Here is a 25,866-nt window from a genome sequence, read left to right on the forward strand (position 1 = left end):
TTAAATCTGAAAAGATATGGGGAGAATGTTTTAAGACAATCTGTAGCATAACACTTTCCAGTTATTACAGATATGTACTGATGCGTTAGTCAGGAATTTACGCCTATGGAGAGTATAAGGAACTGCCAGTAGCAACTGTTTTATAGTGCGAAAGCATACTCAATGAAGTAGGAATGAAACATAAAAGTTTACAACTTTTTATAAGTTTTCAGTAACGGAAATGATAATGATTAGCAAGATAATTGATGGACTGAAATATTGGGGACAGTTGTTGGAGCTGCCAGTCTATTGGTTATCTTTTTTAGTGCCAAAAGATAAGAAGATGTGGCTTTTTGGCAGTACCTTTGGAAGAAGATTTGCTGATAATCCAAAATATTTATACCTGTATACGGCACAGCATGAGAAAGATATCAGACCAATATGGATATCACACAATAAAGATATCGTAAAGCTTTTAAATAAAAATGGGTATGAGGCATATTACTATCACTCCTTTAAAGGAGTATGCATGTGCTTGAGAGCCGGTATCTATATTTTTGACAATTATTCAAAGGATATATCATTCTGGCTGTCGGGTGGTGCTGTTAAATTTAATCTGTGGCATGGTTCTGGAAATAAAAAGACAAACTATGATAATAAATTTGACAAGGTGCGTCATCCTAAAAATAATTGGGAAAAATTCAAGACATTCCCAAGAAGACTGTCAGACGAGAAACCACATCATTATACTTTGGCGACATCTGATATGATGGCGGATATATTTACATCAGCATTTAATACTGATCTGCCACACATAATAAAAGATGGATATCCTAGAAATGATATATTGTTTGATGATGAGAAGATAGAAAATATTTTATCACAGGAAGAAAAAGTTCTTATATCACAATTAGAAAAAAATCATGATGAAGGGTTAAAGATAATATATTATATGCCGACATTTAGAGCATCTGAAACATTATTTTTTGATGTTATGGATTTGGAAAAGTTTAATAAGTTTTTGAAAGAGAATGGTTATATGTTTTATACTAAACTTCATCCAAAATCAAAACTTAAAGATAAATTTGCAAAGATAAATTATTCAAATATAGTGGATATAAACCCAGAAGTTGATACATATACAATTTTAAAATATTGTGATATGCTTACAACAGATTATTCGTCAATATATTCAGATTATCTTATGTTAAACAGACCATCAGTATTGTTTCCTTATGATTTTGAAGAATATTCTAAGGATACAAGAGAGTGCTATTTTGATTATGATGATTATATGCCTGAAAAAAAGACATATACGATGCAGGAATTTATGGATACCATCAAATATACATTTGAACATGATGATTATGAAGAGGGCAGGCTTGAGCTTAGAAACAGGATTTTTGAAAGATCAGATGGTTTTGCATGTAAAAGAATATGTAAAAAACTTAGAAAAATGTTTGTTGATTAAATAGATAAATTTGTGCCGTATTATAAAGTTGGCGGAATGGAGTTTAGTATGAATATAGCATTATTGATAGCAGGTGGCAGTGGCCAGCGTATGAATCAGGACATACCAAAACAATTTATAAATGTAAAGGATAAGCCTGTAATAGTATACACATTAGAAGCATTTCAGAGGCATCCCAATATCGATGCTATAGGTGTAGTATGTCTTGATGGATGGCAGGAAATATTGAAGGCATATGCAAAACAGTTTAATATAACAAAACTGAGTTTTGTAGTTCAAGGTGGTAAAAATGGTCAGGAATCTATAAAAAATGGTGTAATGGCAATAAAGGAAAGATATTCTATGAAAGATATGGTGCTTATACATGATGCTATAAGACCTATGGTATCACAGGAGATTATATCAGATTGTATATCAAAGTGCTTGACAAACGGTTCTGCAGTGACAGTTATACCATGCGCAGAAGCCATGCTCTTATCTGATGACAGACAGTCATCAACGCAGACAATACATAGAGATAAGCTTGCAAGGACACAGACACCGCAGGCGTTTTTCCTTGAAAAGCTTGTGTGGGCACATGAGGAAGCTGCAAAGCGTGGAATAACCAATTCTATAGCTACTTGTACACTTATGATAGAACTTGGAGAAAAAGTATGCTTTTCAACAGGTTCAGAAAAAAATATCAAACTTACAACGACAGACGATATTGAGATATTTAAGGCACTTCTTGTATCGAAGAAAGATGAATGGCTGAAGTAATCAAAATATAATGATGCTGGGGCGAAAGGTATTTTGCTCCAAACTCATGACAGTAGAAAAATGGTGGTTAAATGAAAAATTACATTAATGATCTGAAAAGTGCAATAACAGCTTCATCTGTAAACTGGAGTGAATTTGAAGGAAAAAAAATTTTTGTAACAGGTGCAACTGGAATGATAGGAAGAGCTGTTGTTGATATGCTGTATATGGCAGGCGAAATATATAATATAGGAATTTCAATATATGTACTTGTAAGAGATTTAAAGAAAGCACGAGAATTATACAAAGAAAAAAATGTATATGACAATTGTGCAGATATTAATACAAGAAAAGATGCAAGTGCAAATATAAGTATAACGCTCATACAAGGAGATGTTTGTCAAAAACAATCATATCCGGCAACAGATTATATAATACATGCGGCAAGTTATGGAGATCCGGCGGCATTTGTTAAAGATCCTGTAAGCGTAATAAAAGCTAATCTTGAAGGTACAATGAATATGCTCGAGTATGCAAAAGAAAACAACAGCAGAATATTATTTGTATCGACAGGGGAGGTTTATGGTTATACAGGTAAAGCGGAGCCGTATATAGAGGAAGAAATAGGAAGGCTTGACTTTAACAAAAGCCGTTCGTGCTATCCTGAAAGCAAGAGGGCAGCAGAGAATATGTGCGTCTGTTATTCGGAACAATACGGTGTAGATGTTGTCAGATGCAGACCATGTCATACATATGGACAGACCATGACAGAAAAAGACAGCCGTGTGGCTGCACAATTTATAAGAAATGCAGTTGATGGTGAGAATATCGTAATGAAAAGTGCAGGAAATCAGAAAAGGTCAATGTGCTATGTAGTTGACACAGCAAATGCCATAATAACGATACTTCAAAAAGGAGAAAGGTCGCAGGTATACAACATAGGAAATCATGCATCAGAAGTGACGATAAGACAGATGGCACGGATACTTACAAAAACGGCAGGAACAAAGCTTGTGATTCAAATACCAGAGGAAGAAGAAAAAAAGGGATATTCGGTGTCAGAATATCAGATATTGAGTGATGAAAAACTTATAAGGCTTGGTTGGAAACCGTTGACAAAAGTAGAGGATGGCTTGGAAAAAGTAGTTCAGGACTTAAAAAGTATGAAAATATGAAATATTTGGCAGATACTAAACAAAATAAAAAATGTGTCGATATAAGTATTAAAGATAAAAACAGCATGGAGGCTGTAAGATATAAGAGTACATTCATGGAGGAAACAATATGGCTATAGATAGAAAGATGATCAATTAGAGTTTTGTAGGACAGACTGCAATGTCTGTCAGGATATTGATTGTCTTTTTTTATTTTCAAAAAAATAAAGTGTAATAGCTATTTACAAAATATAAAGATAAGAAAAGAGGTAATGTGATGATTTTAGAACAATTAGAAAAATATAATATAATAAGCTTTGATATTTTTGATACATTACTTCTTAGGAATGTTGCTAATCCTAGAGATGTATTTGAACAGGTATGGGAACAGGCAGATGATATAAAGCTTACTGATATATCAAAAAAAGAATTTATGAAGCTTCGTATGGAGATGGAGCGAAGGGCGAGAAACAAAAAGAAGGAATTTAATAGAGAAGTTGTTTTATCAGAAATATATGCTGAATTTCCTAAATTTATTGTCTCTGATATAGAAAAACTTGAAAGACTTGAAGTTGAAACGGAAAAAAGAGTATGCTATCGCAATGACTTTATGTGGGAAATTGCAAAGAAACTTTCAGAAAAGGGAAAAAGACTTGTTTTACTATCGGATATGTATCTTAAAAAGAAAGATATTGTAGATATATTAGAAGTCAATGGCATAGATACATCAATATTTGAACACATTATTATTTCATGTGAAGAAAGATGTTCAAAACAAAATGGTAAATTATTTGATGTGTTGTTTTCAAGGTTGGGTGATGTTGACAAAAAAAATATAGTGCATGTAGGTGACAATAAAAATGCAGATTATACACAGCCTTTAAGTGCAGGAATCTCAGCAGTTCATTATGATGCAATACCTGATAAGTTGAACAGTATATATGATTATGAAAAGATACGACATGATATACCGCAAAAGAAAATATTGTCATTAAGAAAAGTTGTATCATATCATGGAATGCAGAAATATTCTGATGATCTGGAAAGACAGGCATATGAAATAGGTTCATCAATTGTAGGTCCATTTTTGACAACATATATAAGTTATGTATGTGACAGACTTGAAAAGTCAGAAATAAAAAGGATATATCCATTTATGAGAGAAGGATACATCCTTGGGAAACTACTTGAAAAGGAAGCAGCTTCAAGAGACATGGAACTTGATGTAAGACCAATATATATATCAAGAAAAGTAACATATATACCTTCTATTAAAAAAATAGACAGGGAAGAAATAGAAAATATGATAGGTGCCAGAAATCTTACAGTAAGTGAGTCGTTAAGATTGATGGGACTTGAGCCAGAGAGTATAGAACATGAAATTTTAGAGAAATATGGTGATCTGCGTTGGAAAGATTCACATACCATATCTTATAGTGATACTACACTAAAAGAACATCTTATAAATGTATTTTTACAAAAAGAAAATATAGAAAAGATGGAGAAATATGTATCAGATCAGAGAAAATTGTTGGTTGCATATTTGAAGCAGGAAATTGGCGATATGGAGAATATTGCAACAATTGATATAGGTTTCTTTGGAAGAATACAGATGTGGATGGAGCAGGCACTAAAGATTGAGAATATCCCGTATAAAATGAAACATTTTCTTGCTATAGGCCTGACAGGAGACAAAATTTATGATGGAATGGACTTTGAAGGGTATTATAGCACATTTGCAGAAAATACAGATTTAGTTTCAACGATACACAGAACAACAGACATTCTTGAAAAATTCATATCTGTCACAGAGGGAAGCACGATAGGCTATGAGATAAAAAATGATAGGATAGTACCTGTAAAATCTGTTTCAGTAAATAATGAAAAGGTTACGAGAGCATCATTTGAAGGAACACTCGATTTTCAAAAGGCTTTTCATGCATTTAGAAAACAGCGACCGGATGAAGTTAAAAAGATTATTGAAAACAGACGGGAAAGTTTGATGTTGCTTCACAGACTTATAGATATGCCAAGGCTTTCAGAAGCAAGATTGATAAAACAGATGGAAGCAGATACAAATTTTGGGACAGAGTATAAGAAAACGATCATAACAGAAGAAAATCTAAGACTTTTAGAAGAAAAAGGAACGGATTTTGTAGATAAATGTAATGTTAGTTATACATATAAGGGAAGTAATATAGTCTGGCCTAAAGGTGTTGTAACACTTGGCGATGAATACTATTATGTACGCCGTGCCATGAAAAATGGTGCAGGTAATGAAATAGCGAAGGCCATGCAGGAAGTAGTAGAAAAAGTTCAGTCAGACGGAGTTACAGAAGTTTCGCTTTATGGTGCAGGTGAAAATGGAAGACAGTTTTATTTTATATGTAGTCTTTACCATATAAAAGTAAATGCCTTTATAGACAGGAAAGAGTCTATATGGGGAACGAAAAAAGAAGGAATACCGGTTATGGGACTTGATGAAGCGATGGAAAAAGGAAATGATACATACATAGTTACATCATTGTTTTCTATAAGTGAGATAAGTGAGTTTATAAAGGAAAAGTATGGCAGGACTAACAGAGTGGCAAGGATATATTCGGTATGAGATATATTTTATTTGAAGGATGATAAATTTATATGAAGAAAGAAAAAGTTATAATATTTGGAACAGGGAGGGCTAGTGAGCATTATGTTAAAGCAGACTTAGATAGTCAGTGCTTTGAGGTATTAGCATTTTCTGATAATAATGAACAGAAACATGGTGAATTATTTTTAGGAAAAAAAATAATTCCGCCTAGGGATATTCCTAATGTTGATTATGATGCGATTATAATTGCTAGTAATTTTTATAAGGAAATTTCTGAGGGTTTGATCACAAATTATAATATACCAAAAGAGAAAATAAAAAATAGACATTATCGTGAACTTGAAAAGATACATGAAAGATATAAAAAATATTATGAGAAAAATGGTATAAATAGTAATGATTATAGAGAAGACACTTTAAATTTAAATGAAAAAGTTATAGTTTACACATCAATAACAGGTGGATTTGATTGCTTAAGAGAACCAGAATATATTGATGATAATTTTAAGTATATATGTTTTACAGATAGGGATGATATTAAGTCTGATATATGGGAAATAAAAAAGATTAAAATAGAAAATAATGATTATAATAGAACAGCTAAAAAATACAAATTGTTTCCAAATAAATTGTTTCCTGAATATAAATGGAGTATTTGGATAGATGGGCAATTGCAGATAACAGGGGACTTAAGAAAATTGGTTAATAGATATCATACAAAAAGTAATATGATATGCTTTTTACATCAGGTAAGAAAGTCTATAAAAGATGAGGCTAGAATTTGTTCACTATTAAACTATGATAATCCGGATATTATAGAAGAGGAACTTGAAAGTATTATGAGTACAGGTTTTTTAGATGATAATGAACTTATAGCAGGAGGATTCATAGTAAGAAAACATAATGAGAATGATGTGATTGATGTAATGAATGATTGGTGGAAATTGATATGTGAGTATAGTCGTAGAGATCAATTAAGTTTTAATTATGTTGCATGGAAAAATAAATTTTTCTTTGATGTAACTGATTTGAACATTATGGATAATGAATATTTTAGAAGATATGCACATGAAAAAATATATCAGGGTAAATAATTTTTTATGAGGAGATTTGTATGAGTAAGTTATATAATAAATTAGTAAATAAACAAGCGACTCTATCTTTAATAGGATTAGGTTATGTTGGAATGCCAATTGCAGTTGCGTTTGCAAATGAAATAAATGTTATAGGATATGATAAAAATAGTGAAAAAATAGAGTCGTATAGAAATGGAGTGGATCCTACAAATGAAGTGGGAGATGAGATTATAAAAAAAACAAAGGTAGATTTTACCGACAAAGCAGTAAATTTGGAAAAAGCAATGTTTCATATTGTTGCGGTACCTACACCGGTGAAAGAAGATCATACCCCGGATTTGCGTCCTGTTATATCTGCTAGTGAAGAATTAGGAAAACATTTAGTTAAGGGTTCTATAGTGGTTTATGAATCTACAGTATATCCTGGCGTGACGGAAGAAATTTGTGTTCCAATTTTGGAAAGAGAATCAGGATTAAAGTGTGGGGAAGATTTTAAAGTAGGTTATTCACCAGAAAGGATTAATCCGGGAGATAAAGTACATAGACTTGATACAATTGTAAAAATCGTATCTGGAATGGATGAGGAGTCATTAGAAGAAATTGCAAATGTATATCAGATTGTGGCAAAAGCAGGAGTTTATAAGGCTGAAAGCATTAAAGTTGCTGAAGCTGCAAAAGTAATTGAGAATAGTCAAAGAGATATAAATATAGCATTTATGAATGAACTTTCAATTATATTTGATAAGATGAATATTGATACTAAGTCAGTTTTGGAAGCTGCCGGCACAAAATGGAATTTTTTAAAATTCTATCCGGGTCTTGTAGGTGGTCACTGTATAGGTGTTGATCCGTATTATTTGGCATATAAAGCTGAACAAATAGGATATCATCCAGAGGTAATAATGGCTGGAAGAAGAATTAATGATAGTATGGGAAAATATATAGCAGAGACAACAATTAAAAAGATTATAAAGGCAGATTTAGATATAAAGAAAGTGAAAGTTTGTATTTTAGGTTTTACTTTTAAAGAAAATTGTCCAGATACTAGAAATACAAAAGTTTACGATATAGTGAAAGAATTACAGGAATATGGAATTATGCCAGATATTTATGATCCTGTAGCTGATTGTAAGGAAGCAAAGAGACTTTATGATGTTAATATTTTGAATAAGTTTAAATCAGAAAAATACAATGTTTATGTTATAGCTGTAGGTCACGATAATTTTAAGAATGAATATGGTAATTTATTAGAAAAAGATTACTTGAAAAATAAAAAAGTTATAATTGATGTTAAAGGGATATTCGACAACAGTATATTTTCAAAAGAAGAATATGTTTATTGGCGTTTATAAAAATAATTAAAAATTAATTTGGAGGAAATAAAGATGAAGAAATCAAAAATTATAGGTGCTGTATTAGCGGGAATTACAACAACAGTAGGAGTAGCTTCAATAGTAAAATTTAAACTTTTTTCTAAAGAAAACAAGAGTCAGGATAATAGTAAAATAACAAGATTAAATTCATATTATACAATTTTATCACAGTGGATGACAAATAAATTAGAAGACAAAAAATCATCAGAATATTTAGAAAAGCAAAATATAAAGACAGTTGCAATTTATGGAATGGGAAATTTAGGGGAGTTATTATACCAGGAATTGAAACCTTCAGACATTGAGGTTAAATATTTTGTAGATAAAAATGCTGAAAAATTATATTACGGTATTGATGAATTGCCTATTGTAAGTGTAGAAAAACTTAATGATGTTGATGGCGTGGATGCAATAATTGTTACGCCAACTTTTGCATATGATTCAATAGAGGAAAACATAAAGAGTGTTTTAGCAGATTGTAAAATATTGTCTTTAGAAGATATTGTTTTTGATATGTAATTAAAAAATGAAAAGAGGCGGGACTAATGGGATATTCAAATGTTGTATTTGATAAAAAAGATGTATTTTTAGTTACTGGCGGAGCTGGATTTATTGGGTCAAATTTATGCGAGGCAATATTAGATAAAGGGAATAAGGTTGTGTGTTTAGACAACTTATCTACAGGAAAAAAAGCAAATGTAGATATTTTTATTAACAACCCAAATTATAATTTTATTGAAGGTGATATTACAGACTTTACAACCTGTAAGAGAGCTTGTGAAAATGTTACATATGTATTACATCAAGCAGCATGGGGGAGTGTACCAAGGAGTATAGAAATGCCTTTATATTATGAAGAGGTAAATATTCGTGGAACATTAAATATGTTAGAAGCAGCAAGGCAGGCTAATGTTAAAAAGTTTGTTTATGCATCTAGTTCATCTGTATATGGTGATTCAATGGAATTGCCTAAAATAGAAGGAAATGAGGGAAAGGTGCTTTCACCATATGCCTTAACAAAAAAAACAGATGAGGGCTATGCATATTTATATAATAAATTATATGGTTTAGATACTTATGGCATGAGATATTTTAATGTTTTTGGAAAAAGGCAGGATCCAAATGGTGCTTATGCAGCGGTAATACCAAAGTTTATTAAGTTATTAAAAGAAAATGAGAGACCTACTATAAATGGTGATGGTTATCAAAGTAGAGACTTTACTTATGTGGAAAATGTTATAGAAGCAAATTTGAAGGCTTGTAAGGCATCATCTGATTTTGCAGGTGAGTCATATAATATTGCCTTTGGAGGTAGGGAATATCTTATAGATGTTTATAATGTGATTTCATCGGCATTAGGAAAAAAAATAGAACCTATATTTGGAGAAGAAAGAAAAGGTGATATTAGAGATAGTAATGCTGATATAACTAAGGCAAAGAGAAATTTAGGATATGATCCAGATTGGAGTTTTGAAAAGGGAATATATGCAGCTATTCAATGGTATTTAGAAAATATATAATATATTAGGTGGAAATATTTTTAAGGAAGGGTGCTAATGAAAAGAAATATTGCAATAATTATTCCATCATTGTCAGGTGGTGGAGCGGAAAGGGTCGCAAGTGTTTTATCCCAATATTTTTCAAATAACAACAATGTATATTTGTTTTTAGAAAAATACGATAGGAGAACAGCATATCCGCACAGTGGCAACATAGTTTATTTATCTCCGTCAAATAGTGAAAATAGTAAAGTTAAACAATTTAATTCAATCCTTGAAAGAAGTATTGAGTTAAGAAAATTGAAGAAAAAGTATAATATAGATGTAGCTATTAGTTTTATGGAAGAAGCAAACTGTATTAATATTTTATCGAAGAGAAAAGAGAAAGTAATTATAAGAGTGTGTACTATTTTAACAGAAAGGAAAGAAGAATTTAGGGAAAAAATTTTCTATGATTCGAGATTTTTACATTGGGTCTATAATAAAGCAGATAATATAATTGTAATGTCTAAATATGCAAAAAAAGATTTGATAAAGAATTGGAAAATAAAAGGAAAAAAAATAGAAATTATAGAAAATCCAATGAATTTATCTTATATTGATTTATCTTTAAATGAAAAAATAGAATGGAATTATGGTGATAATGTACTCATATCTGTTAATAGGTTAGACTATGTAAAGAGACAATGGCATATTATTAAGGCATTTTCTGAGACGGTAAAGATTATACCAGATGCAAAATTATTATTTGTAGGTGACGGGGAGTGTAGGAACAGACTTAATGTTTTAGTAAAAAAATTAGGTATACAGGAAAATGTTACTTTTGTAGGACATAAAAACAATGTATATCCGTATTTAAAGATGAGTAAGGGATATATATTAACTTCTAAAACAGAGGGATTTCCGAATGGAATGTTAGAAGCTTTGTATATAGGTACTCCAGTTATATCTGTAGATTGTCCAGGCGCTCCAAAAGAAATTTTAGCTGGGAGATTTATAAACAAAAAGGTGGAAAAAGTATCATATCTGAAATACGGAATAATGGTTCCAGATATTTCAGAGTGTAGTGATTCAGAATTGTGTGAGGAAGAAAAAAAACTTGCGGATGCCATGATTAAACTTTTGAGTAGGAAGAAAATTCAATTGCATTATCGTGATTGTGCAAAGAAATATATTAGTAGATTTGATAAAGGCAATATAGGTAAGAAATGGGATGAATTAATAGAGGATTGATTGGTATGAAAAAATATTTTATTATTACTATAGATACAGAGGGTGATAATCTATGGAATGTAAAAAATACAGATGCAAAGATTAGAGGTATTACAAATAAGAATGCTGAATATATAGTTCGCTTTCAGGAATTGTGTGAAAAATATAATTTTATACCAACATATTTGACTAATTATGAGATGTCAAATGCACAACCATTTATTGAAATGGCGACATATGGGAATAAATATGGTTGTTTAGAGATTGGGATGCATATGCATGCGTGGAATTCACCACCGTATTATCCATTAAAATTTGCCAATGGTGGAAATAATTCATATTTAGGGGAATATCCTAAAAAAATTATAAGGGATAAATTATGTTTTTTATATGATCATTTATGTAAAGTTTTTCAAGCAGAGATTACAAGTCACAGAGGTGGAAGATGGTACCTAAATGATTATATTATAAAATGTTTAGAAGAATTAGGAATTTTTGTAGATTGTAGTATTACACCTAAAGTAACATGGAGAGATAATGTTGGTTATACAAAATATTCAAATGGAAGATCATGGAGTATATATAAAGATAAAGTTTGTAAGTTAAAATATAAAAATATATTTTATGGTAAATGTAACATTATTGAAGTTCCTATGACAATTAGAAAAAATTCTAAAAATGAGAAAATTTGGATGAGACCAAATGGAAAAAATTTAAAAGATTTGTTATGGTTAATAGATGATAATTATAAATCGGATTGTAATTATATGGAATTTATGTTACATTCTTCTGAATTAATGCCAGGGGGGAGTCCAACATTTAAAAATACAAGGGATATAGAAAGATTGTATGATAATTTGGAAAATTTATTTAAAAGTATTTCAGAAAAATATATAGGAATATCATTAAGTGATTTTGCAAGAAAATATATTAAATAAATATTATAGCATAAAAGTTTATGATTTTTGTTTTAGTACTAACAACTTAGATTGTGAAAAATAGTAGTGTGCAGAAAAGAGGTTATATGTGTGGAATTTTAGGTGGAAATGATTTTTCCTTAAATTATAATAGTGGCATAAGAAAAGTTGAGCATAGGGGTCCTGATGGAATAAAAGTAGATAAATATAATGATTTTATACTGGCATTTGCAAGATTATCTATTATTGATTTATCTGAGAAAGCAATGCAGCCTATGGATAGTGAAGATAAGTCAATTCATATAGTATTTAATGGTGAAATTTATGGATTTAAAAATTTGAGACAAAAACTTGAAAAGGAATACAATTTCAGAACTACATCTGATACAGAGGTTATTTTAGCATTATATAAAAAATATGGTACTTCATTTATAGATAAAATTGATGGAATGTTTGCAATAGCAATTTATGATGAGAATGATAGAAAGGTAAGAATATATAGAGATAGAGCTGGGATAAAACCTTTATATTATTATTTTAAAGATGGAATTTTTATATTTGCATCAGAACTAAAGTCTATTACTGAAGTTTTTAAAGATAGAAAGTTGCGTATAGATGAAACTGCATTGTATGACTATGTTTCATATGGATATATTCCAGAACCAAAAAGTATGTATAAAGATATAAAGAAATTATTGCCAGCTTGTTTTTTAGAGTTTGATTTATGTGAAAGGCGTATAGTAAAAATTAAAAAATATTGGAAATTACATGTTAATACATCTGTGCAAAGAAGGAGAACCTTAGAATGTTTGACAGAGGAATTTAGATATTTAGTTGGTAAGTCCGTAAGGGAACAGTTAGTAGCTGATGTGCCAGTTGGAACTTTTCTTAGTGGTGGTATTGATTCAAGTATTATTACATATGAAAGTGCAAAAATAAAAAAAGATATACAAACTTTTTCTATTGGATTTGAGGAAAAAAATTATAGTGAAATAAAGTGGGCAGAAATGCTTATAAATAAGCTAGATCTGAATGCTGATGTAAGAATATTAACTAGGGAGTCTGTTAAAAATCTGTATAAAAAATTTAGAAATTGGTATGATGAACCTTATGCAGATACATCAGCTTTTCCGTCATATATAGTTTCAAAAATAGCAACTGATAAAGTCAGTGTTGTATTAACCGGTGATGGCGGAGATGAACTATTTGGTGGATATAGTAGATATAATGAGTTTGATAAGAATAGTACCAATAGTATATTTAATAGAGAAAATGTGTCTAAAATTGTTAAATTGTTATTAGCAAATGGTTTGATTTCTTCTGAAACTTGGGAGAAAGATTTAAGAAGTGAATTTGATTATTATGCTGGTTTGATGGGATGTAAACCTGATTGTGAGAGAGAACTTACAAAAAAAATGTTTAATATACCTAAAGATTATGATGAATATTGGCTGATAAAGAAATATTATAAACCAGAGTTACCAAAATATACGAGAGCGAGATATTTAGATTTTAAGACATATTTACCTGGAGATATTTTGACTAAAGTTGATAGAGTTAGCATGGCAGTTTCATTAGAAACAAGAGTTCCATTTTTAAGTAGAGAGTTAATGGAATTTGCATTTTCTTTAAGTCAGGAAGAATGCAATACGAATGGAAATCTTAAACAATTATTAAAAGATGCTTATACTAATGTTTTGCCTGATGAGATATTATATAGAAGAAAGAAAGGTTTTTCGGTACCGCCAAAATATGTTCCGGGGCTTACAGTTGGATTAGAAGGTGTACGAAAAAAATTATTAGAGGATTTATGGAAAAGTGAATACAAAGAGGTAATAGCGTGATTAAAGATAATAAAATATTAAAAACAATATTATACAAAATATATAAATTTGATGAGTGGCATTTAATACCATTAGAAGATAGAAAATATGTGTCTGATGTAGTAAATACGATTAATAAAAAAGATGATATACGAACTGTTTTGGAGATAGGATGTGGTTTAGGAGATATAGTAAGAAATGTTTATGGTAAGAAATGTGTAGGATATGATGTGTCGGAATCGGTTATAAGTGCTGCAAGATTGTTATCGCATAGAACTAAATTTTTTGTTGGAACATTTGATAAAATTTTTCATAAAAAAATTGACTGTCTTATAACAGTTAATTTTATACATGGTATACCGACAGAAGAATTAAGAGAGATTTATAAGGAATTTTTTATAAATAATAGAGTAAAATATTTAGTTTTAGATACAGTGGTATCGAAAAAATATTCATTTAATCATAAATTGGAAGAGTTATTAGATGATAACTGGGAAATAGATAAAAAGATAGGTAAATATCAAGCTGATATGGGTACTAGAAATGTATACATTATGAAAAATAAAAAATATTTAAATTATAATTAGATGATTTCATGAAAAGGAGGAAAATATGAAATATAAAAATTTTAGAGAAGATTCTTGGAAAAAATTTAACGAAGAAATAAATGGTAAAATAGTATTTCTTTGGGGATTGGAAGGAGCAAAAAAGACAATAAAAAATATTAGAAAATATAATGCAAATTGGAATATAAAAGGTATTATAGACAATGATGAAAAAAAAACAAACAAAAGTTTATTTGATGTCTATAATATTTTTTTACCAGTGGAGTTAGAAAAATATGATTTAGATGATATTGTTGTTCTGATTACTAGTAGATATGTTGGACCTATAAGCTTACAATTAGAGGAAATGGGAATTAAAAATTATTGGTCAGAGTATTGGATGGATTGTGAGCATAGAAATTATCATACGGAAGTGATTCCACCTGATATTGTGAATAAACTAAAAGAAATTTTGTATGATGATAAATCAAAGTCAATTTTAGATGAAATTGTTTATAAAAGAAGAAATGGTATTATAGACTACACAAATATTACAGAATGGAAAAAGAGTGAATACTTTAGTGATGAATTTTGGAATCCATGTGCTGAAGGTGAGATTTTTATTGATGGTGGAGCATATACAGGTGATACTATTGAGGAATTTGTAAATTGGACACATAATAAATATAGACATATTTATTCGTTTGAACCACAAAAAGATAAAGCTAGGTTAATTGAGAAAAATATGTTTAAATATGATAGAGTTTCATTTTTTGAAAAAGGATTATGGTCCTCAGAAACAGAACTTTCTTTCTGTGATGGAGATGAATTTTATTCCGGAAAAATAGTTGACAATGACAATAATAACAAGATTTCAACAATAACGATAGATGATGTTTTGGATGGAAGAGAAGCTACTTTTATTAAAATGGATATTGAAGGAGCAGAAACAGAGGCTTTAATTGGTGCAAGAAAAACAATATTAAAATATAAACCCAAATTAGCAATATGTATTTATCATAAATCAACAGATTTATATGAAATACCATTTTATATAAACAAACTTGTTCCTGAATATAAAATGTTTATAAGACATGTTGGATTGGGAGGATTTGGAACGATATTATATGCATATATATAGAAATTTGAAATAATAAAAAAATAAGACTTGACAAAATACAAAGGAATACATAATGGCAGAGCAGAGCAGATAATTTTAATAAAATTATATAACACCAATAAGGAAAGATATTTTAAAAAGAAATCTTTCCTTATTGGTGTTTTTTATTTGCGAAATTATTAAATAAAAGAAAAGTTAAAATGTAAGCGCAAAATATCCCTGCGGATAGCATATCAATAAATATTATGTCATAATTAGATTGTCTCAAAAATTGGAAACATTCACTCCAACAATCTTGAAGCCGTTTACTACAACATTATACAAAGTGAGGATAAAATTTATGATCTTGTCATGCAATTCCGTAAAAGTGGTTTGTCTGACAAGCAATGGTGAATTGATAATGATATTGCACCAAGTACATTTTATTGGTGGATCAAAAAACTTAGACAACAGACTTGTTATGAGGTGCCTTAACATAATTAAAAAAAATAATACAGATATGACTACTGAAAAACAAGAGGTTGTTTGTGTAAATATATTACCTCAAGCAGCAGAAAGTACTGCTTTACCTTATGAAACAGAACATCAATAGTATTTCAAAACAAAAACGCATACATAACATTGCAGGATGGATTTAATGAGCAGACATTAGTAAAGCTTTTAAATATATTGCAGGAGGTATCATGTTAGGTGACATATCCGCTCTGGATAAGATTTATATGGTTTGCGGCAGAACAGATATGAGAAAACAGATTGACAGATTATGTTCAATAATAGAAGAAAAACTGCAAATGCATTCTGACGAAAATGCTCTTTTTCTATTTTGTGGAAGAAAAAAGACTGCATAAAATCAATGTATCGAAAAAAAATGGCATAGTTTATTATACGGCTTACAGGTTTAGGCAGTTATAAATGGCTACGCAACCAAGATGAAGTAAAGGTTCTCACATGAAAGAAGTTTGAGTGGCTGATGGATGGACTTGAAATAGAACAGCCAAAAGCAATAAAACCGTTTGATAAAAGTAAATAAAATAGCTAAAAATCAAGCATATCAGCTATCTTTTTACTCTTAAATATGGTACAATAACTGTATCAAATCGTGGTGGAAGAACTGATGTCTGTTTGTTGTGATGTAATATAGTTGTAACAACTCGACCTAATAGGTTCTCGGCTCTAATCGTAATAGATAGATAATTTAGTCGGACATAGAAAGTTTAATAATATAGGAAAGAGAGGAGAATATTGAAAAATAGAATAGAATTTAGGCAGAAATATAACATATTTTTTGGTAATAAAAAGTATTTAAACATAAGGAGAGATTTGCTTGAAAGAGATAAATATATGTGTATTGCATCCGGAAATAAAAAATGAAAATGATGTCAAAAGGATGTTTGATTTTTGTTTTGAAGATGAAATAAATTTTATATGGAATGAGGTTAATCCAGATTATATTATAGCAACAGAAGTAATTTATTATCAAGATAAATACTATCAAAAATTTAAAAAATTATTTAATGATGATGTAATAACTATATTTTCTACTGGAGAGAGTATATCTCCAGATATGAATTTATTTGATTATGCTATAGTTTTTGATAGACATTTGGAGTATGGAGACAGAATTTGTCGTATACCAACATTGTTAAGATATAGAAATATAATATTTGAAGACTTAGCTAGTGAAGCAGAAAGTTCATTAAATAAAAAAGAAAAATTTTGTAATTTTATATATTCAAATCCTAATGCACCAAAAGAGAGGGATGGGTTATTTTATAAATTATCAGAATATAAAAAAGTTGATTCTCTTGGTCCGCATTTAAACAATATGGGAAATAAAACAAGTAGAAATATACCTAAATGGGCTAGGCAAAGTGTAATAGACAGATTACCGTATAAATTTTCTATTGCAGCAGAAAATTGCTGCTTTTCAGGGAATGTAACAGAGAAACTTTTATGTTGTTTACAGGCTAGAACAGTTCCTATTTATTGGGGAGATCCATCCATAAAGGAGGAATTTAATGAAAAGGCATTTATTAATTGTAATGATTATACGAAAATTGAGGATTTAATAAGAAGAGTAATGGAATTAGATTCTTCTGATGAACTATGGAGAGCAGTAGTATGCCAGCCTTGGCAAACTAATGCTCAGAAAATTAAAAGTGAATTGGAAGAAAAAAAATATAAAAATTTTATAAGAAATATATTTTTACAGAGTAAATTACAAGCGAAGAGAAAAGGAAGGGGATATCATCCTGATTTATATAGAACTCGTTTTTTTAACGAAAGCGGAGAAATTTTTGTAAGTAAAAGAGAAGAAAAATTAAAAGTTTATTATCAGTTATTATTAAAATGGGTCAGAAAAAATTTAAATGGTGGAATTGGAGATATATGTGATAAATTAGAAATTAAAAATGTATCTATTTATGGCATAGGTGAAGTTGGAAAACTTTTGGTTGACGAATTTGAAAAAAATGGAATTCATTGTGAAGATCTTATTGATCAATCATGTGAAGAGTATAATGGAAGAAAAGTAATTTCTTTATCTGAAAAATTAAAGAAAGTAGATGCAATAATTGTTACATTACCATTTGCTTTTGAAAATATAAAGAAAAAAATAGAGGATAAAGGAGATTATAAAGTTATTTCTATTGAAGAATTATTTTAGTTGAATTTAAGAGGTGTTTAGTTGTGAATAAGGATGAAAAAATTTATATTGCTGGTCATAAGGGGATGGTTGGAGGTGCATTATGTAGAAGGTTTCAACAGGATGGTTTTAAAAATTTGATTTTTAGATCTTCTTCAGAATTAGATTTAAGAAATCAGCAAGATGTTAGAGATTTTTTTTATTATGAAAGACCGAAATATGTTTTGTTGGCTGCTGCTAAAGTAGGTGGCATTATGGCGAATATAGAATCACCAGCGACATTTCTTTATGATAATTTGATGATCCAAAATAATGTTATTAATTCTGCCTATGAATTTGGAGTTAAAAAATTATTATTTTTGGGTTCTTCATGTATATATCCGAGATTGGCACCACAGCCTATGAAAGAAGAATCTTTACTTGATGGTAAATTAGAACCTACAAATGAGGGATATGCAATAGCTAAAATTGCAGGAATGAAATTGTGTGAAATGTATAATAGACAATACGATACAGATTATATAAGTGTTATGCCTTGTAATTTATATGGTATAGGAGATAATTTTGATCCTAAGCGTTCGCATGTTGTTCCAGCACTTATTAGAAAATTTCATGAAGCAAAAAAAAATGGTTATTCTAAAGTTATTTTATGGGGAACTGGAAATGCGAAAAGGGAATTTTTATTTTCAGATGATTTAGCGGATGCATGTTTATATCTTATGAAAACATATTCTGGTAATGAATTTTTTAATGTGGGAACAGGTAGTGATATAAAAATAGCCAATTTAGCCAAATTAGTAAGTGACATTATTGGATATGAAGGTGAGATTGTTTTTGATACATCAAAGCCAGATGGAATGCCACAGAAACTTATGGATGTTTCAAAATTAACTAATCAGGGATGGAAATTTAAAACAAGTTTAGAAAGGGGAATTGAGATTACTTATAAATGGTATTTGGAAAATTATAATAATTAAGATATAGAGAGGATAAATGGATGAAAAAGATAGGTGTTGGTCATGCTTCAGTTTCGGAGATTGAAAAAAAATATGTTTTAGATGCATTAGAGAATGAAAGACTATCCCAAGGAAAATATGTTTCAAAATTTGAAAAGAACTTTGCTAATGAACATGATTTGAAATATGGAGTTATGTGTAATAGTGGAACTACTGCTTTACAATTGGCATTAGCGACATTAATTGAAACAGAAAAATGGGATCATAATACAGAGGTGCTAGTACCAGCTATAACATTTATAGCAACATCAAATGCATGTATTCATATGGGGCTGAAAGTTAAATTTGTTGATGTTGATCCTATAACATATAATATGAATCCTAGGGAGTTGGAAAAGAATATATCAAAAAATACAAAATGTATTATTCCGGTTCATACATTTGGAATGCCTTGTGATATGGAAAGTATTATGGAAATAGCGGAAAAATACAATTTGCGAGTAATAGAAGATTGTGCGGAAGCTCATTTTGCAAAGGTAAATGGGAAAAAAATAGGTAGTTTTGGTGATATGGCGGCTTTTAGCACATATGTAGCTCATACAATTACTACTGGAATTGGTGGTATTGTGTGTACAGATAATAGGGAGTATATGGAGATTTTACGTTCTCTTGTGGCACATGGTAGGGCGTGTACTTGTGAAAGATGTGTTGCTTCAGATGGAAATCAGGTTTGTCCGAAAAGACTTCAAACAGAAATAGACAGAAGATTTATGTTTGTTAGATTGGGATATAGTTATAGAGTAGGAGAAATAGAGGGAGCGTTGGGATTGGCTCAATTAGAACGTAAAGATGAAATTATGAAAAAAAGACATGAAAATGCAGAATATTTAATAAAAAATCTAGAAGAGTTTGAGGATTACATACAATTGCCAAAACATCCTAATAATGTAGAACACACATACATGATGTTTCCTATTGTAGTTAAAGAGAGATTAAATGCAAGTAGGCAGGAATTTGTTGAGCATCTTGAAAAAAGGAATATTGAAACCAGACCAATGCTGCCGTTGTTAAATCAGCCAATTTATAAAGAATTATTTGGAAACATTGAAGAACAGTATCCGATTGCTAAAATGATTGATGAAAAAGGGTTCTACATTGGTTGTCATCATGGAATGGATAAGGATGATCTAGACTATGTGATAGAAAATATTAAAGATTTTATTAAGTCACATGTGTTTTATTGATTTTTTATTAAAAAATAAGAGTGGTTTGGAGGTAATTATAGAATATGGGAAAAGTTGCGTTAATTACTGGTATTACTGGGCAAGATGGTTCTTATTTGGCTGAATTTTTATTGGATAAGGGATATGAAGTTCATGGTGTGATAAGAAGATCATCTGTTGAGTATAGAGAACGAATAGCACATATAGAAAATGATAAAAACTTTTATCTTCATTATGGTGATTTGACTGATTCTATTAGTTTAGTTAAAATTATCAGTAGCGTAGTACCTGACGAGATTTATAATCTTGCTGCACAAAGTCATGTGGGTGTATCGTTTGATGTACCAGAATACACAGCTGATGTTGTTGCGACAGGTGTATTAAGAATATTAGAAGCCGTAAGAATATGTGGTTTAGAAGCAAAGTGCCGCATTTATCAGGCTTCAACATCTGAGTTATATGGAAAAGTAGAAGAGGTTCCACAGGATGAAAATACACCATTTCATCCGTATAGTCCTTATGCTGTAGCAAAGCAGTACGGATATTGGATTATAAAGGAATATAGAGAAGCTTATAATATGTTTTGTTGTTCAGGTATACTATTTAATCATGAATCAGAACGCAGAGGGGAAACTTTTGTAACAAGGAAAATATCACTTGCAGCGGCTAGAATAGCCAATGGTTTACAGGATAAGCTATATTTAGGAAATTTATCTAGCTTAAGGGATTGGGGATATGCAAAGGATTATGTTGAGTGTATGTGGCTTATATTACAGAATGATAAACCTGACGATTATGTAATTGCAACGGGAGAACAACATTCAGTTCGTGATTTTTGCAGATTAGCGTTTGGGTATGCTGGTATGGAAATAGAATTTATTGGAAATGGTATGGATGAAAAAGGAGTGAATAAAAAAGATGGTAAAATAATAATTGAAGTTTCAAAAGAGTTTTACAGACCTACTGATGTGGTAAATTTATTGGGGAATCCAGAAAAGGCAAAAACAGAGTTAGGTTGGAATCCTACAAAAACATCATTTGAAAAACTTGTTAGGATAATGGTTGAACATGACTTGGAATTAGTAAAAAAGAATTAACTTTTGTAAGGAGAATATTATGAATATTATTTTATTATCAGGAGGTTCAGGGAAAAGACTATGGCCATTGTCTAATGATATAAGATCAAAACAGTTTATTAAATTTTTTAGAGATGAAAATGGAAAATATCAGTCAATGCTTCAAAAAATATATAGTCAGATAAGAACAGTTGATAAAAATGCTGAGATTACAATTACTGCTTCTAAAATGCAGGTGTCTTCTATACATAATCAAATTGGTAACGATGTAAATATATGTGTTGAACCAAGCAGAAAAGATACGTTTCCAGCGATTGCTTTGGCTGCTTCATATCTTGCATATGTTAAAAAAGTTAGCCTTGATGAATCAATTATTGTTTGTCCAGTGGATCCTTATGTTGATGAGGAATATTTTGTGTCATTGAAAGAGATTGCAGGTATAGCTAATTCTGGGGAACAGAATCTTACACTTATGGGAGTAGAGCCAACATATCCAAGTGAAAAGTATGGGTATATTATTCCAGCAAATAAAGAACATGTTAGTCCTGTATCGATGTTTAAAGAAAAACCTGATAAGGAAGCTGCTGAAAAGTATATAGCTGACGGTGCTTTATGGAATAGCGGGGTTTTCGCGTTTAAATTGAAATATATACTACAAAAAAGCCATGAAATACTAGATTTCAAAGATTATAATGATTTATATATAAAATATAATCAAGTTGAGAGTATTAGCTTTGATTATGCAGTAGTTGAAAAGGAAGAAAAAATTGCTGTAATGAGGTTTGGAGGAGAATGGAAAGATTTAGGAACATGGAATACATTGACAGAAGCTATGCATGAAAATTCTATTGGAAATGTTGTAATGAATCAGAAGTGTAATAATGTTCATGTTATAAATGAATTGGATGTTCCAATTTTGTGTATGGGTTTAAAAGATGTAGTTGTATCTGCTAGTCCTGATGGAATACTTGTGTCTGATAAGGGTCAATCAAGCTATATAAAACCATATGTGGATAAGTTTGAAGGACCCGTTATGTATGCGGAAAAATCTTGGGGAATGTATTGTGTAATAGATGTAAGTTCCGAAAGTATGACAATTAAAATTGTTTTAAAAGCTGGAAGTAGAATGAATTATCATAGTCATGAAAGACGTGATGAAATTTGGAATATAATTTCTGGGTGTGGTAAAGTAATTGTTGATGGAATGAAGAAGGTGGTTAAGGCTGGAGATGTTGTTACAATGGAGGCTGGATGCAGGCATACGATTATAGCTGAGACAGAGTTAAAAATAATTGAGGTTCAATTAGGAAAAGATATAAGCGTAGCAGATAAGAAGAAATATAAATTGGAAGAATAGTTTTTGCTTAATTATTAAATGGAGACAAGAATCAATGATAAAATTAGTTAAAAATAATCCTTTTTTACTAAAGCCAGCAGCAAAAAATTATATTTGGGGAGGAACAAGACTTAATGATGAATTTTGTAAAAAAATAAATATGGATAAAGTTGCGGAAACATGGGAATGTTCAACGCATAAAGATGGCAATAGTATAGTTTTTGGCGGTTATTATAATGGGATGAGACTTACAGATGTATTAAAAAAACATCCAGAATTTATGGGAAAAAATATTTACAATAAATTAGGTGAGCTACCTGTTTTGATAAAAATAATAGATGCACAGAGTGATTTATCTATTCAGGTGCATCCTGATGACGAATATGCTAAAAATAAGGAAAATGGGTCGTTAGGAAAAGATGAGATGTGGTATATACTGGATTGTGAACAAAATTCCAGTATAGTATATGGATTCTATAATGATGTAAAAAAAGATGAACTTGAAAATAGTATAAGCAACGGAACTATAGAAAAGTATTTACAAAGGGTATATGTAAATAAAGGAGATATTTTTTATATACCGGCTGGTTGTGTGCATGCGATTGGAAGAGGAAATTTAATTGTAGAAATTCAAGAAAATTCGAATATTACATATAGATTATATGATTATAATAGAATTGATGCTAATGGAAGAAAAAGAAAACTTAATATACAGAAAGCATTGGAAGTAATAAATTTATCAGAAACAGCTCTGCCAAGACAGCATTTAAGTGTTATACAATTTAGAAACGGTTATGCAACAGAATTGTTGTGCAAATGTAGATATTTTGAAGTGCAAAGAATATTGTTAAATACAGAAAGGTGCAGAAAAATGGCAAGTATAAATAGTATTATTGAGTCATTTCAAGTTTTATTATGTATAGATGGCTGTGGTGTTATGTTTGGGTGTGATAATTTTTCTTTAAGTTTTTTTAAAGGGGACTGTATTTTTATACCAGCTGATTGTGGTGAATTTAGAATACATGGTAAAGGTGAATTACTGAAAGTGAGATGTTAAGTCTGCTTAAAATGTTTTGGTGGATAGCGCATTAATGAATAATTCTTTAAATCCTACATTTGAAAGTGATCTAACAGCAGATTTTAGCATTTACTTAATATATAGGGAGAAGTGATTAAGGAGTATGGATAAAATTGATTTAATATATGATCATTACAAGGAAACAGTTAGTTTATGCAAAAATGCACAGAAAAGTAGAAATAAAAATTTTATTATTTTATGTATATTGGAAACTATATCATTTTTGATTTTAGTAAATTGTAAAATTGCACTTGAAATTATTGAGAAAAATGTTGATAAGGAATTTAATATGATATTGCCTGAGAATAATATAATTATTGAGACCTTATTATGGATTGCAGTTGCATATGTTACGATTAGATATGTTCAAGAAGTTATTTATATAGAAAAAACTTATTTGTATATAAAACGGATTGAGAAAAAACTTAGTTCAGAGGTATGTAAAAAGTTTTTTGATAGAGAAGGAGATGATTATCAAAATGATTATCCCATTGTTTTGAATATAATTGATTTGTTTTATAAAATGTTTATACCGGTTGTATTTATAAGTATAAATTTTGCGAGAATTATAAAAGAATGGAGAGAGAAAAATGGAAGTTATTTAGCAGTAATATGTGATACAACTATATTTTTGTTTGTAATTATAGTCACATTGTGCTATCTTTTGGAAATTAATGGAAGAATAACTAAGTTTTTAAAAAATCATTTTGAAATTCTTAATTTAATTGCTATTAAATTAAGAAAGTTATTAAAAAATATTTAAAGTATATATGGGTTGAAATTAAATTAGGAGAAAAGATATTGGACAAAAAGATAAAGGTATTTATTAGTTATGGAAATCCTGAGATAGGCATTTGTAAAAAAATATATAATTATTTAAAAAATAAATTGAATTATGATGTATGGTATGATAAAGAAAGCATAGATTTTGATGATAATTGGAGAGAAAAAATATATGAGGGTATAAAATCAAGTGATGTGGTATTAGCTTGTTTATCTGAATATTCAACAAGAAAACATGGGGTATGCTTAGATGAATTAAGGATTGCAATAGCTGTTAAAGTCCAGCTAATAAATGTCAATAGTTAAATAAGAAAAAAGTTTATTTTATTTTCTGACTAAAAGAGGGTGTACTTCCCCCTTGGTGAAAATATCTTTTTTAAAAGATATTGACTCGTTGGATTTACAGTATTTTATGCAACTATGTCGCATTTAGCAGCATTGTATTGTTTAACATGCTCCTGTGGAGTAATGATTTCAAATGGTTTGTTGTCTCTGAGTATTGCAAATATCATGTTGCATACTTTATGTGAAACAGCACCCATTGCTACGAGCTTTGGCTTTGAATCGCATTTCTTGAGATAATACTCACGAAGGACTGGATTTTTGGGTTCTCCATTACGGGAGATACTGACACTTTGTAAGGTTAATGTGTGAATCACACGTCTGGCTATAGCAGAACCACGCTTAGACATTTGAACCTTGGTGCCTTCAAATTTACCAGATTGTTTTACTGCCGGATCAAGTCCAAAATAAGCGAAAAGTTGTTTCGGCTTTGAAAATGCAGAAAAGTCACCAATCTCTCCCATGATGGATACAGCAGATAAGAAACCAGCACCTTTGAACGTTTCAATTATATGAATCTGCTTAACAAAGTCAGTATCTTTATTTGCATCAACAAGTTCGTGCAGGGATTTAAGAATACCGTTGATTTCTTCATCATATTTACGTATTAAGCTGATATAAAGTCGAATACGTTTGATGTTGCTTTCTATGATGTAGCCAAACTGATTTGCTTCATTTGCTGCTTGAACAATGGCATTATACTTATTTTGAGCATATGTAGTTCCAAAGCGAGCAGTTGCTTTTATTATATCAATAATCTCTTGTTTGTCAGCTTCAAGAAAAGCTGATGGAGAGGTATAAGTTTCCAACAATGTAAGAGAAGTATTGATTGTGACCTTGGAAAAGATGCCAAGATACTGTGGAAACGCCATACGTAATTCACCCTGAAGCTTATTCACATAGGCACTGCGATTATCCATTAAATCGTAGT

At 30.1% G+C, this 25,866-nt stretch carries 23 protein-coding genes; 22 read left to right on the plus strand and 1 reads right to left on the minus strand.

Annotated elements, in window-relative coordinates:
- Nucleotides 1-226: 226 nt before the first annotated feature.
- The 22 genes from KQI69_RS00050 to KQI69_RS00155 all read left to right on the plus strand — a co-directional run bounded on the left by KQI69_RS00050 (nucleotide 227) and on the right by KQI69_RS00155 (nucleotide 24,899).
- Nucleotides 227-1,450, plus strand: coding sequence for a CDP-glycerol glycerophosphotransferase family protein (locus KQI69_RS00050; protein WP_216563182.1), 1,224 nt, complete (start codon nucleotides 227-229; stop codon nucleotides 1,448-1,450).
- Nucleotides 1,451-1,498: 48 nt separating this feature from the next.
- A complete protein-coding gene (locus tag KQI69_RS00055) occupies nucleotides 1,499-2,209 on the plus strand; it encodes a 2-C-methyl-D-erythritol 4-phosphate cytidylyltransferase (RefSeq protein ID WP_216563183.1) in 711 nt (236 codons plus the stop codon).
- Nucleotides 2,210-2,280: 71 nt separating this feature from the next.
- Nucleotides 2,281-3,363 (plus strand): NAD(P)-dependent oxidoreductase, encoded by a 1,083-nt coding sequence (locus tag KQI69_RS00060; protein WP_216563184.1) that lies wholly within the window; start codon nucleotides 2,281-2,283, stop codon nucleotides 3,361-3,363.
- A gap of 256 nt (nucleotides 3,364-3,619) precedes the next feature.
- A complete protein-coding gene (locus KQI69_RS00065; RefSeq protein WP_216563185.1) occupies nucleotides 3,620-5,950 on the plus strand; it encodes an HAD family hydrolase in 2,331 nt (776 codons plus the stop codon).
- Nucleotides 5,951-5,982: 32 nt separating this feature from the next.
- Nucleotides 5,983-7,026, plus strand: coding sequence for a glycosyltransferase domain-containing protein (locus tag KQI69_RS00070; RefSeq protein WP_216563186.1), 1,044 nt, complete (start codon nucleotides 5,983-5,985; stop codon nucleotides 7,024-7,026).
- A 20-nt stretch (nucleotides 7,027-7,046) separates the two neighbouring features.
- Nucleotides 7,047-8,360: a nucleotide sugar dehydrogenase gene (locus tag KQI69_RS00075; protein ID WP_216563188.1), complete on the plus strand. Its 1,314-nt coding sequence runs from the start codon at nucleotides 7,047-7,049 to the stop codon at nucleotides 8,358-8,360.
- 33 nt (nucleotides 8,361-8,393) lie between these two features.
- Nucleotides 8,394-8,900, plus strand: coding sequence for a hypothetical protein (locus KQI69_RS00080; RefSeq protein WP_216563190.1), 507 nt, complete (start codon nucleotides 8,394-8,396; stop codon nucleotides 8,898-8,900).
- Nucleotides 8,901-8,926: 26 nt separating this feature from the next.
- Nucleotides 8,927-9,901 (plus strand): SDR family oxidoreductase, encoded by a 975-nt coding sequence (locus KQI69_RS00085; RefSeq protein WP_216563192.1) that lies wholly within the window; start codon nucleotides 8,927-8,929, stop codon nucleotides 9,899-9,901.
- 36 nt (nucleotides 9,902-9,937) lie between these two features.
- Nucleotides 9,938-11,113: a glycosyltransferase gene (locus tag KQI69_RS00090; RefSeq protein WP_216563193.1), complete on the plus strand. Its 1,176-nt coding sequence runs from the start codon at nucleotides 9,938-9,940 to the stop codon at nucleotides 11,111-11,113.
- A gap of 5 nt (nucleotides 11,114-11,118) precedes the next feature.
- Nucleotides 11,119-12,030 carry a hypothetical protein gene (locus KQI69_RS00095; protein WP_216563195.1) on the plus strand — a complete coding sequence of 304 codons (912 nt, stop codon included), beginning with the start codon at nucleotides 11,119-11,121 and terminating at the stop codon, nucleotides 12,028-12,030.
- Between the two features lie 86 nt (nucleotides 12,031-12,116).
- Entirely contained in the window at nucleotides 12,117-13,853 is a 1,737-nt protein-coding gene (asnB, locus tag KQI69_RS00100; RefSeq protein ID WP_216563196.1) for an asparagine synthase (glutamine-hydrolyzing), read from the plus strand.
- Nucleotides 13,850-14,419 (plus strand): class I SAM-dependent methyltransferase, encoded by a 570-nt coding sequence (locus KQI69_RS00105; RefSeq protein ID WP_216563198.1) that lies wholly within the window; start codon nucleotides 13,850-13,852, stop codon nucleotides 14,417-14,419. Before asnB ends, KQI69_RS00105 begins: the two co-directional genes overlap by 4 nt.
- Before the next feature lie 25 nt (nucleotides 14,420-14,444).
- Nucleotides 14,445-15,518: an FkbM family methyltransferase gene (locus KQI69_RS00110; protein ID WP_216563200.1), complete on the plus strand. Its 1,074-nt coding sequence runs from the start codon at nucleotides 14,445-14,447 to the stop codon at nucleotides 15,516-15,518.
- Nucleotides 15,519-16,180: 662 nt separating this feature from the next.
- Nucleotides 16,181-16,345, plus strand: a complete 165-nt coding sequence (gene tnpB / locus KQI69_RS00115) for an IS66 family insertion sequence element accessory protein TnpB (protein ID WP_216563201.1) — start codon at nucleotides 16,181-16,183, stop codon at nucleotides 16,343-16,345.
- Between the two features lie 476 nt (nucleotides 16,346-16,821).
- Nucleotides 16,822-18,162, plus strand: coding sequence for a glycosyltransferase family 10 domain-containing protein (locus tag KQI69_RS00120; protein WP_216563203.1), 1,341 nt, complete (start codon nucleotides 16,822-16,824; stop codon nucleotides 18,160-18,162).
- 23 nt (nucleotides 18,163-18,185) lie between these two features.
- Nucleotides 18,186-19,118: a GDP-L-fucose synthase gene (locus tag KQI69_RS00125; RefSeq protein ID WP_216563205.1), complete on the plus strand. Its 933-nt coding sequence runs from the start codon at nucleotides 18,186-18,188 to the stop codon at nucleotides 19,116-19,118.
- Nucleotides 19,119-19,138: 20 nt separating this feature from the next.
- Complete coding sequence (locus KQI69_RS00130) at nucleotides 19,139-20,341, plus strand: DegT/DnrJ/EryC1/StrS aminotransferase family protein (protein ID WP_216563207.1); 1,203 nt, start codon at nucleotides 19,139-19,141, stop codon at nucleotides 20,339-20,341.
- Between the two features lie 44 nt (nucleotides 20,342-20,385).
- Entirely contained in the window at nucleotides 20,386-21,417 is a 1,032-nt protein-coding gene (gene gmd / locus KQI69_RS00135; RefSeq protein ID WP_216563209.1) for a GDP-mannose 4,6-dehydratase, read from the plus strand.
- 19 nt (nucleotides 21,418-21,436) lie between these two features.
- Nucleotides 21,437-22,753, plus strand: coding sequence for a sugar phosphate nucleotidyltransferase (locus tag KQI69_RS00140; RefSeq protein ID WP_216563211.1), 1,317 nt, complete (start codon nucleotides 21,437-21,439; stop codon nucleotides 22,751-22,753).
- Between the two features lie 34 nt (nucleotides 22,754-22,787).
- Nucleotides 22,788-23,789: a type I phosphomannose isomerase catalytic subunit gene (locus KQI69_RS00145; RefSeq protein WP_216563213.1), complete on the plus strand. Its 1,002-nt coding sequence runs from the start codon at nucleotides 22,788-22,790 to the stop codon at nucleotides 23,787-23,789.
- A gap of 124 nt (nucleotides 23,790-23,913) precedes the next feature.
- On the plus strand, nucleotides 23,914-24,573 hold the full coding sequence (locus KQI69_RS00150; protein ID WP_216563215.1) for a hypothetical protein: 660 nt from the start codon (nucleotides 23,914-23,916) through the stop codon (nucleotides 24,571-24,573).
- A 38-nt stretch (nucleotides 24,574-24,611) separates the two neighbouring features.
- Nucleotides 24,612-24,899, plus strand: coding sequence for a toll/interleukin-1 receptor domain-containing protein (locus tag KQI69_RS00155; protein ID WP_216563216.1), 288 nt, complete (start codon nucleotides 24,612-24,614; stop codon nucleotides 24,897-24,899).
- 104 nt (nucleotides 24,900-25,003) lie between these two features.
- On the opposite strand, the gene KQI69_RS00160 is transcribed toward KQI69_RS00155, so the two are convergent.
- The coding region (locus KQI69_RS00160; RefSeq protein WP_216563218.1) for a transposase at nucleotides 25,004-25,866 on the minus strand (863 nt) is incomplete at its 5' end.

It is taken from the genome of Eubacterium sp. MSJ-13, from assembly GCF_018918235.1.
Classification (GTDB): Bacteria; Bacillota; Clostridia; order Lachnospirales; family Lachnospiraceae; genus Butyribacter.

Excerpts from the sequence above, each read along its gene's own strand:
- KQI69_RS00050 (WP_216563182.1), top strand. The coding sequence starts at position 227 with ATGATTAGCAAGATAATTGATGGACTGAAATATTGGGGACAGTTGTTG.
- KQI69_RS00055 (WP_216563183.1), top strand. The coding sequence starts at position 1,499 with ATGAATATAGCATTATTGATAGCAGGTGGCAGTGGCCAGCGTATGAAT.
- KQI69_RS00060 (WP_216563184.1), top strand. The coding sequence starts at position 2,281 with ATGAAAAATTACATTAATGATCTGAAAAGTGCAATAACAGCTTCATCT.
- KQI69_RS00065 (WP_216563185.1), top strand. The coding sequence starts at position 3,620 with ATGATTTTAGAACAATTAGAAAAATATAATATAATAAGCTTTGATATT.
- KQI69_RS00070 (WP_216563186.1), top strand. The coding sequence starts at position 5,983 with ATGAAGAAAGAAAAAGTTATAATATTTGGAACAGGGAGGGCTAGTGAG.
- KQI69_RS00075 (WP_216563188.1), top strand. The coding sequence starts at position 7,047 with ATGAGTAAGTTATATAATAAATTAGTAAATAAACAAGCGACTCTATCT.
- KQI69_RS00080 (WP_216563190.1), top strand. The coding sequence starts at position 8,394 with ATGAAGAAATCAAAAATTATAGGTGCTGTATTAGCGGGAATTACAACA.
- KQI69_RS00085 (WP_216563192.1), top strand. The coding sequence starts at position 8,927 with ATGGGATATTCAAATGTTGTATTTGATAAAAAAGATGTATTTTTAGTT.
- KQI69_RS00090 (WP_216563193.1), top strand. The coding sequence starts at position 9,938 with ATGAAAAGAAATATTGCAATAATTATTCCATCATTGTCAGGTGGTGGA.
- KQI69_RS00095 (WP_216563195.1), top strand. The coding sequence starts at position 11,119 with ATGAAAAAATATTTTATTATTACTATAGATACAGAGGGTGATAATCTA.
- asnB (WP_216563196.1), top strand. The coding sequence starts at position 12,117 with ATGTGTGGAATTTTAGGTGGAAATGATTTTTCCTTAAATTATAATAGT.
- KQI69_RS00110 (WP_216563200.1), top strand. The coding sequence starts at position 14,445 with ATGAAATATAAAAATTTTAGAGAAGATTCTTGGAAAAAATTTAACGAA.
- tnpB (WP_216563201.1), top strand. The coding sequence starts at position 16,181 with ATGTTAGGTGACATATCCGCTCTGGATAAGATTTATATGGTTTGCGGC.
- KQI69_RS00130 (WP_216563207.1), top strand. The coding sequence starts at position 19,139 with ATGAAAAAGATAGGTGTTGGTCATGCTTCAGTTTCGGAGATTGAAAAA.
- gmd (WP_216563209.1), top strand. The coding sequence starts at position 20,386 with ATGGGAAAAGTTGCGTTAATTACTGGTATTACTGGGCAAGATGGTTCT.
- KQI69_RS00140 (WP_216563211.1), top strand. The coding sequence starts at position 21,437 with ATGAATATTATTTTATTATCAGGAGGTTCAGGGAAAAGACTATGGCCA.
- KQI69_RS00145 (WP_216563213.1), top strand. The coding sequence starts at position 22,788 with ATGATAAAATTAGTTAAAAATAATCCTTTTTTACTAAAGCCAGCAGCA.
- KQI69_RS00150 (WP_216563215.1), top strand. The coding sequence starts at position 23,914 with ATGGATAAAATTGATTTAATATATGATCATTACAAGGAAACAGTTAGT.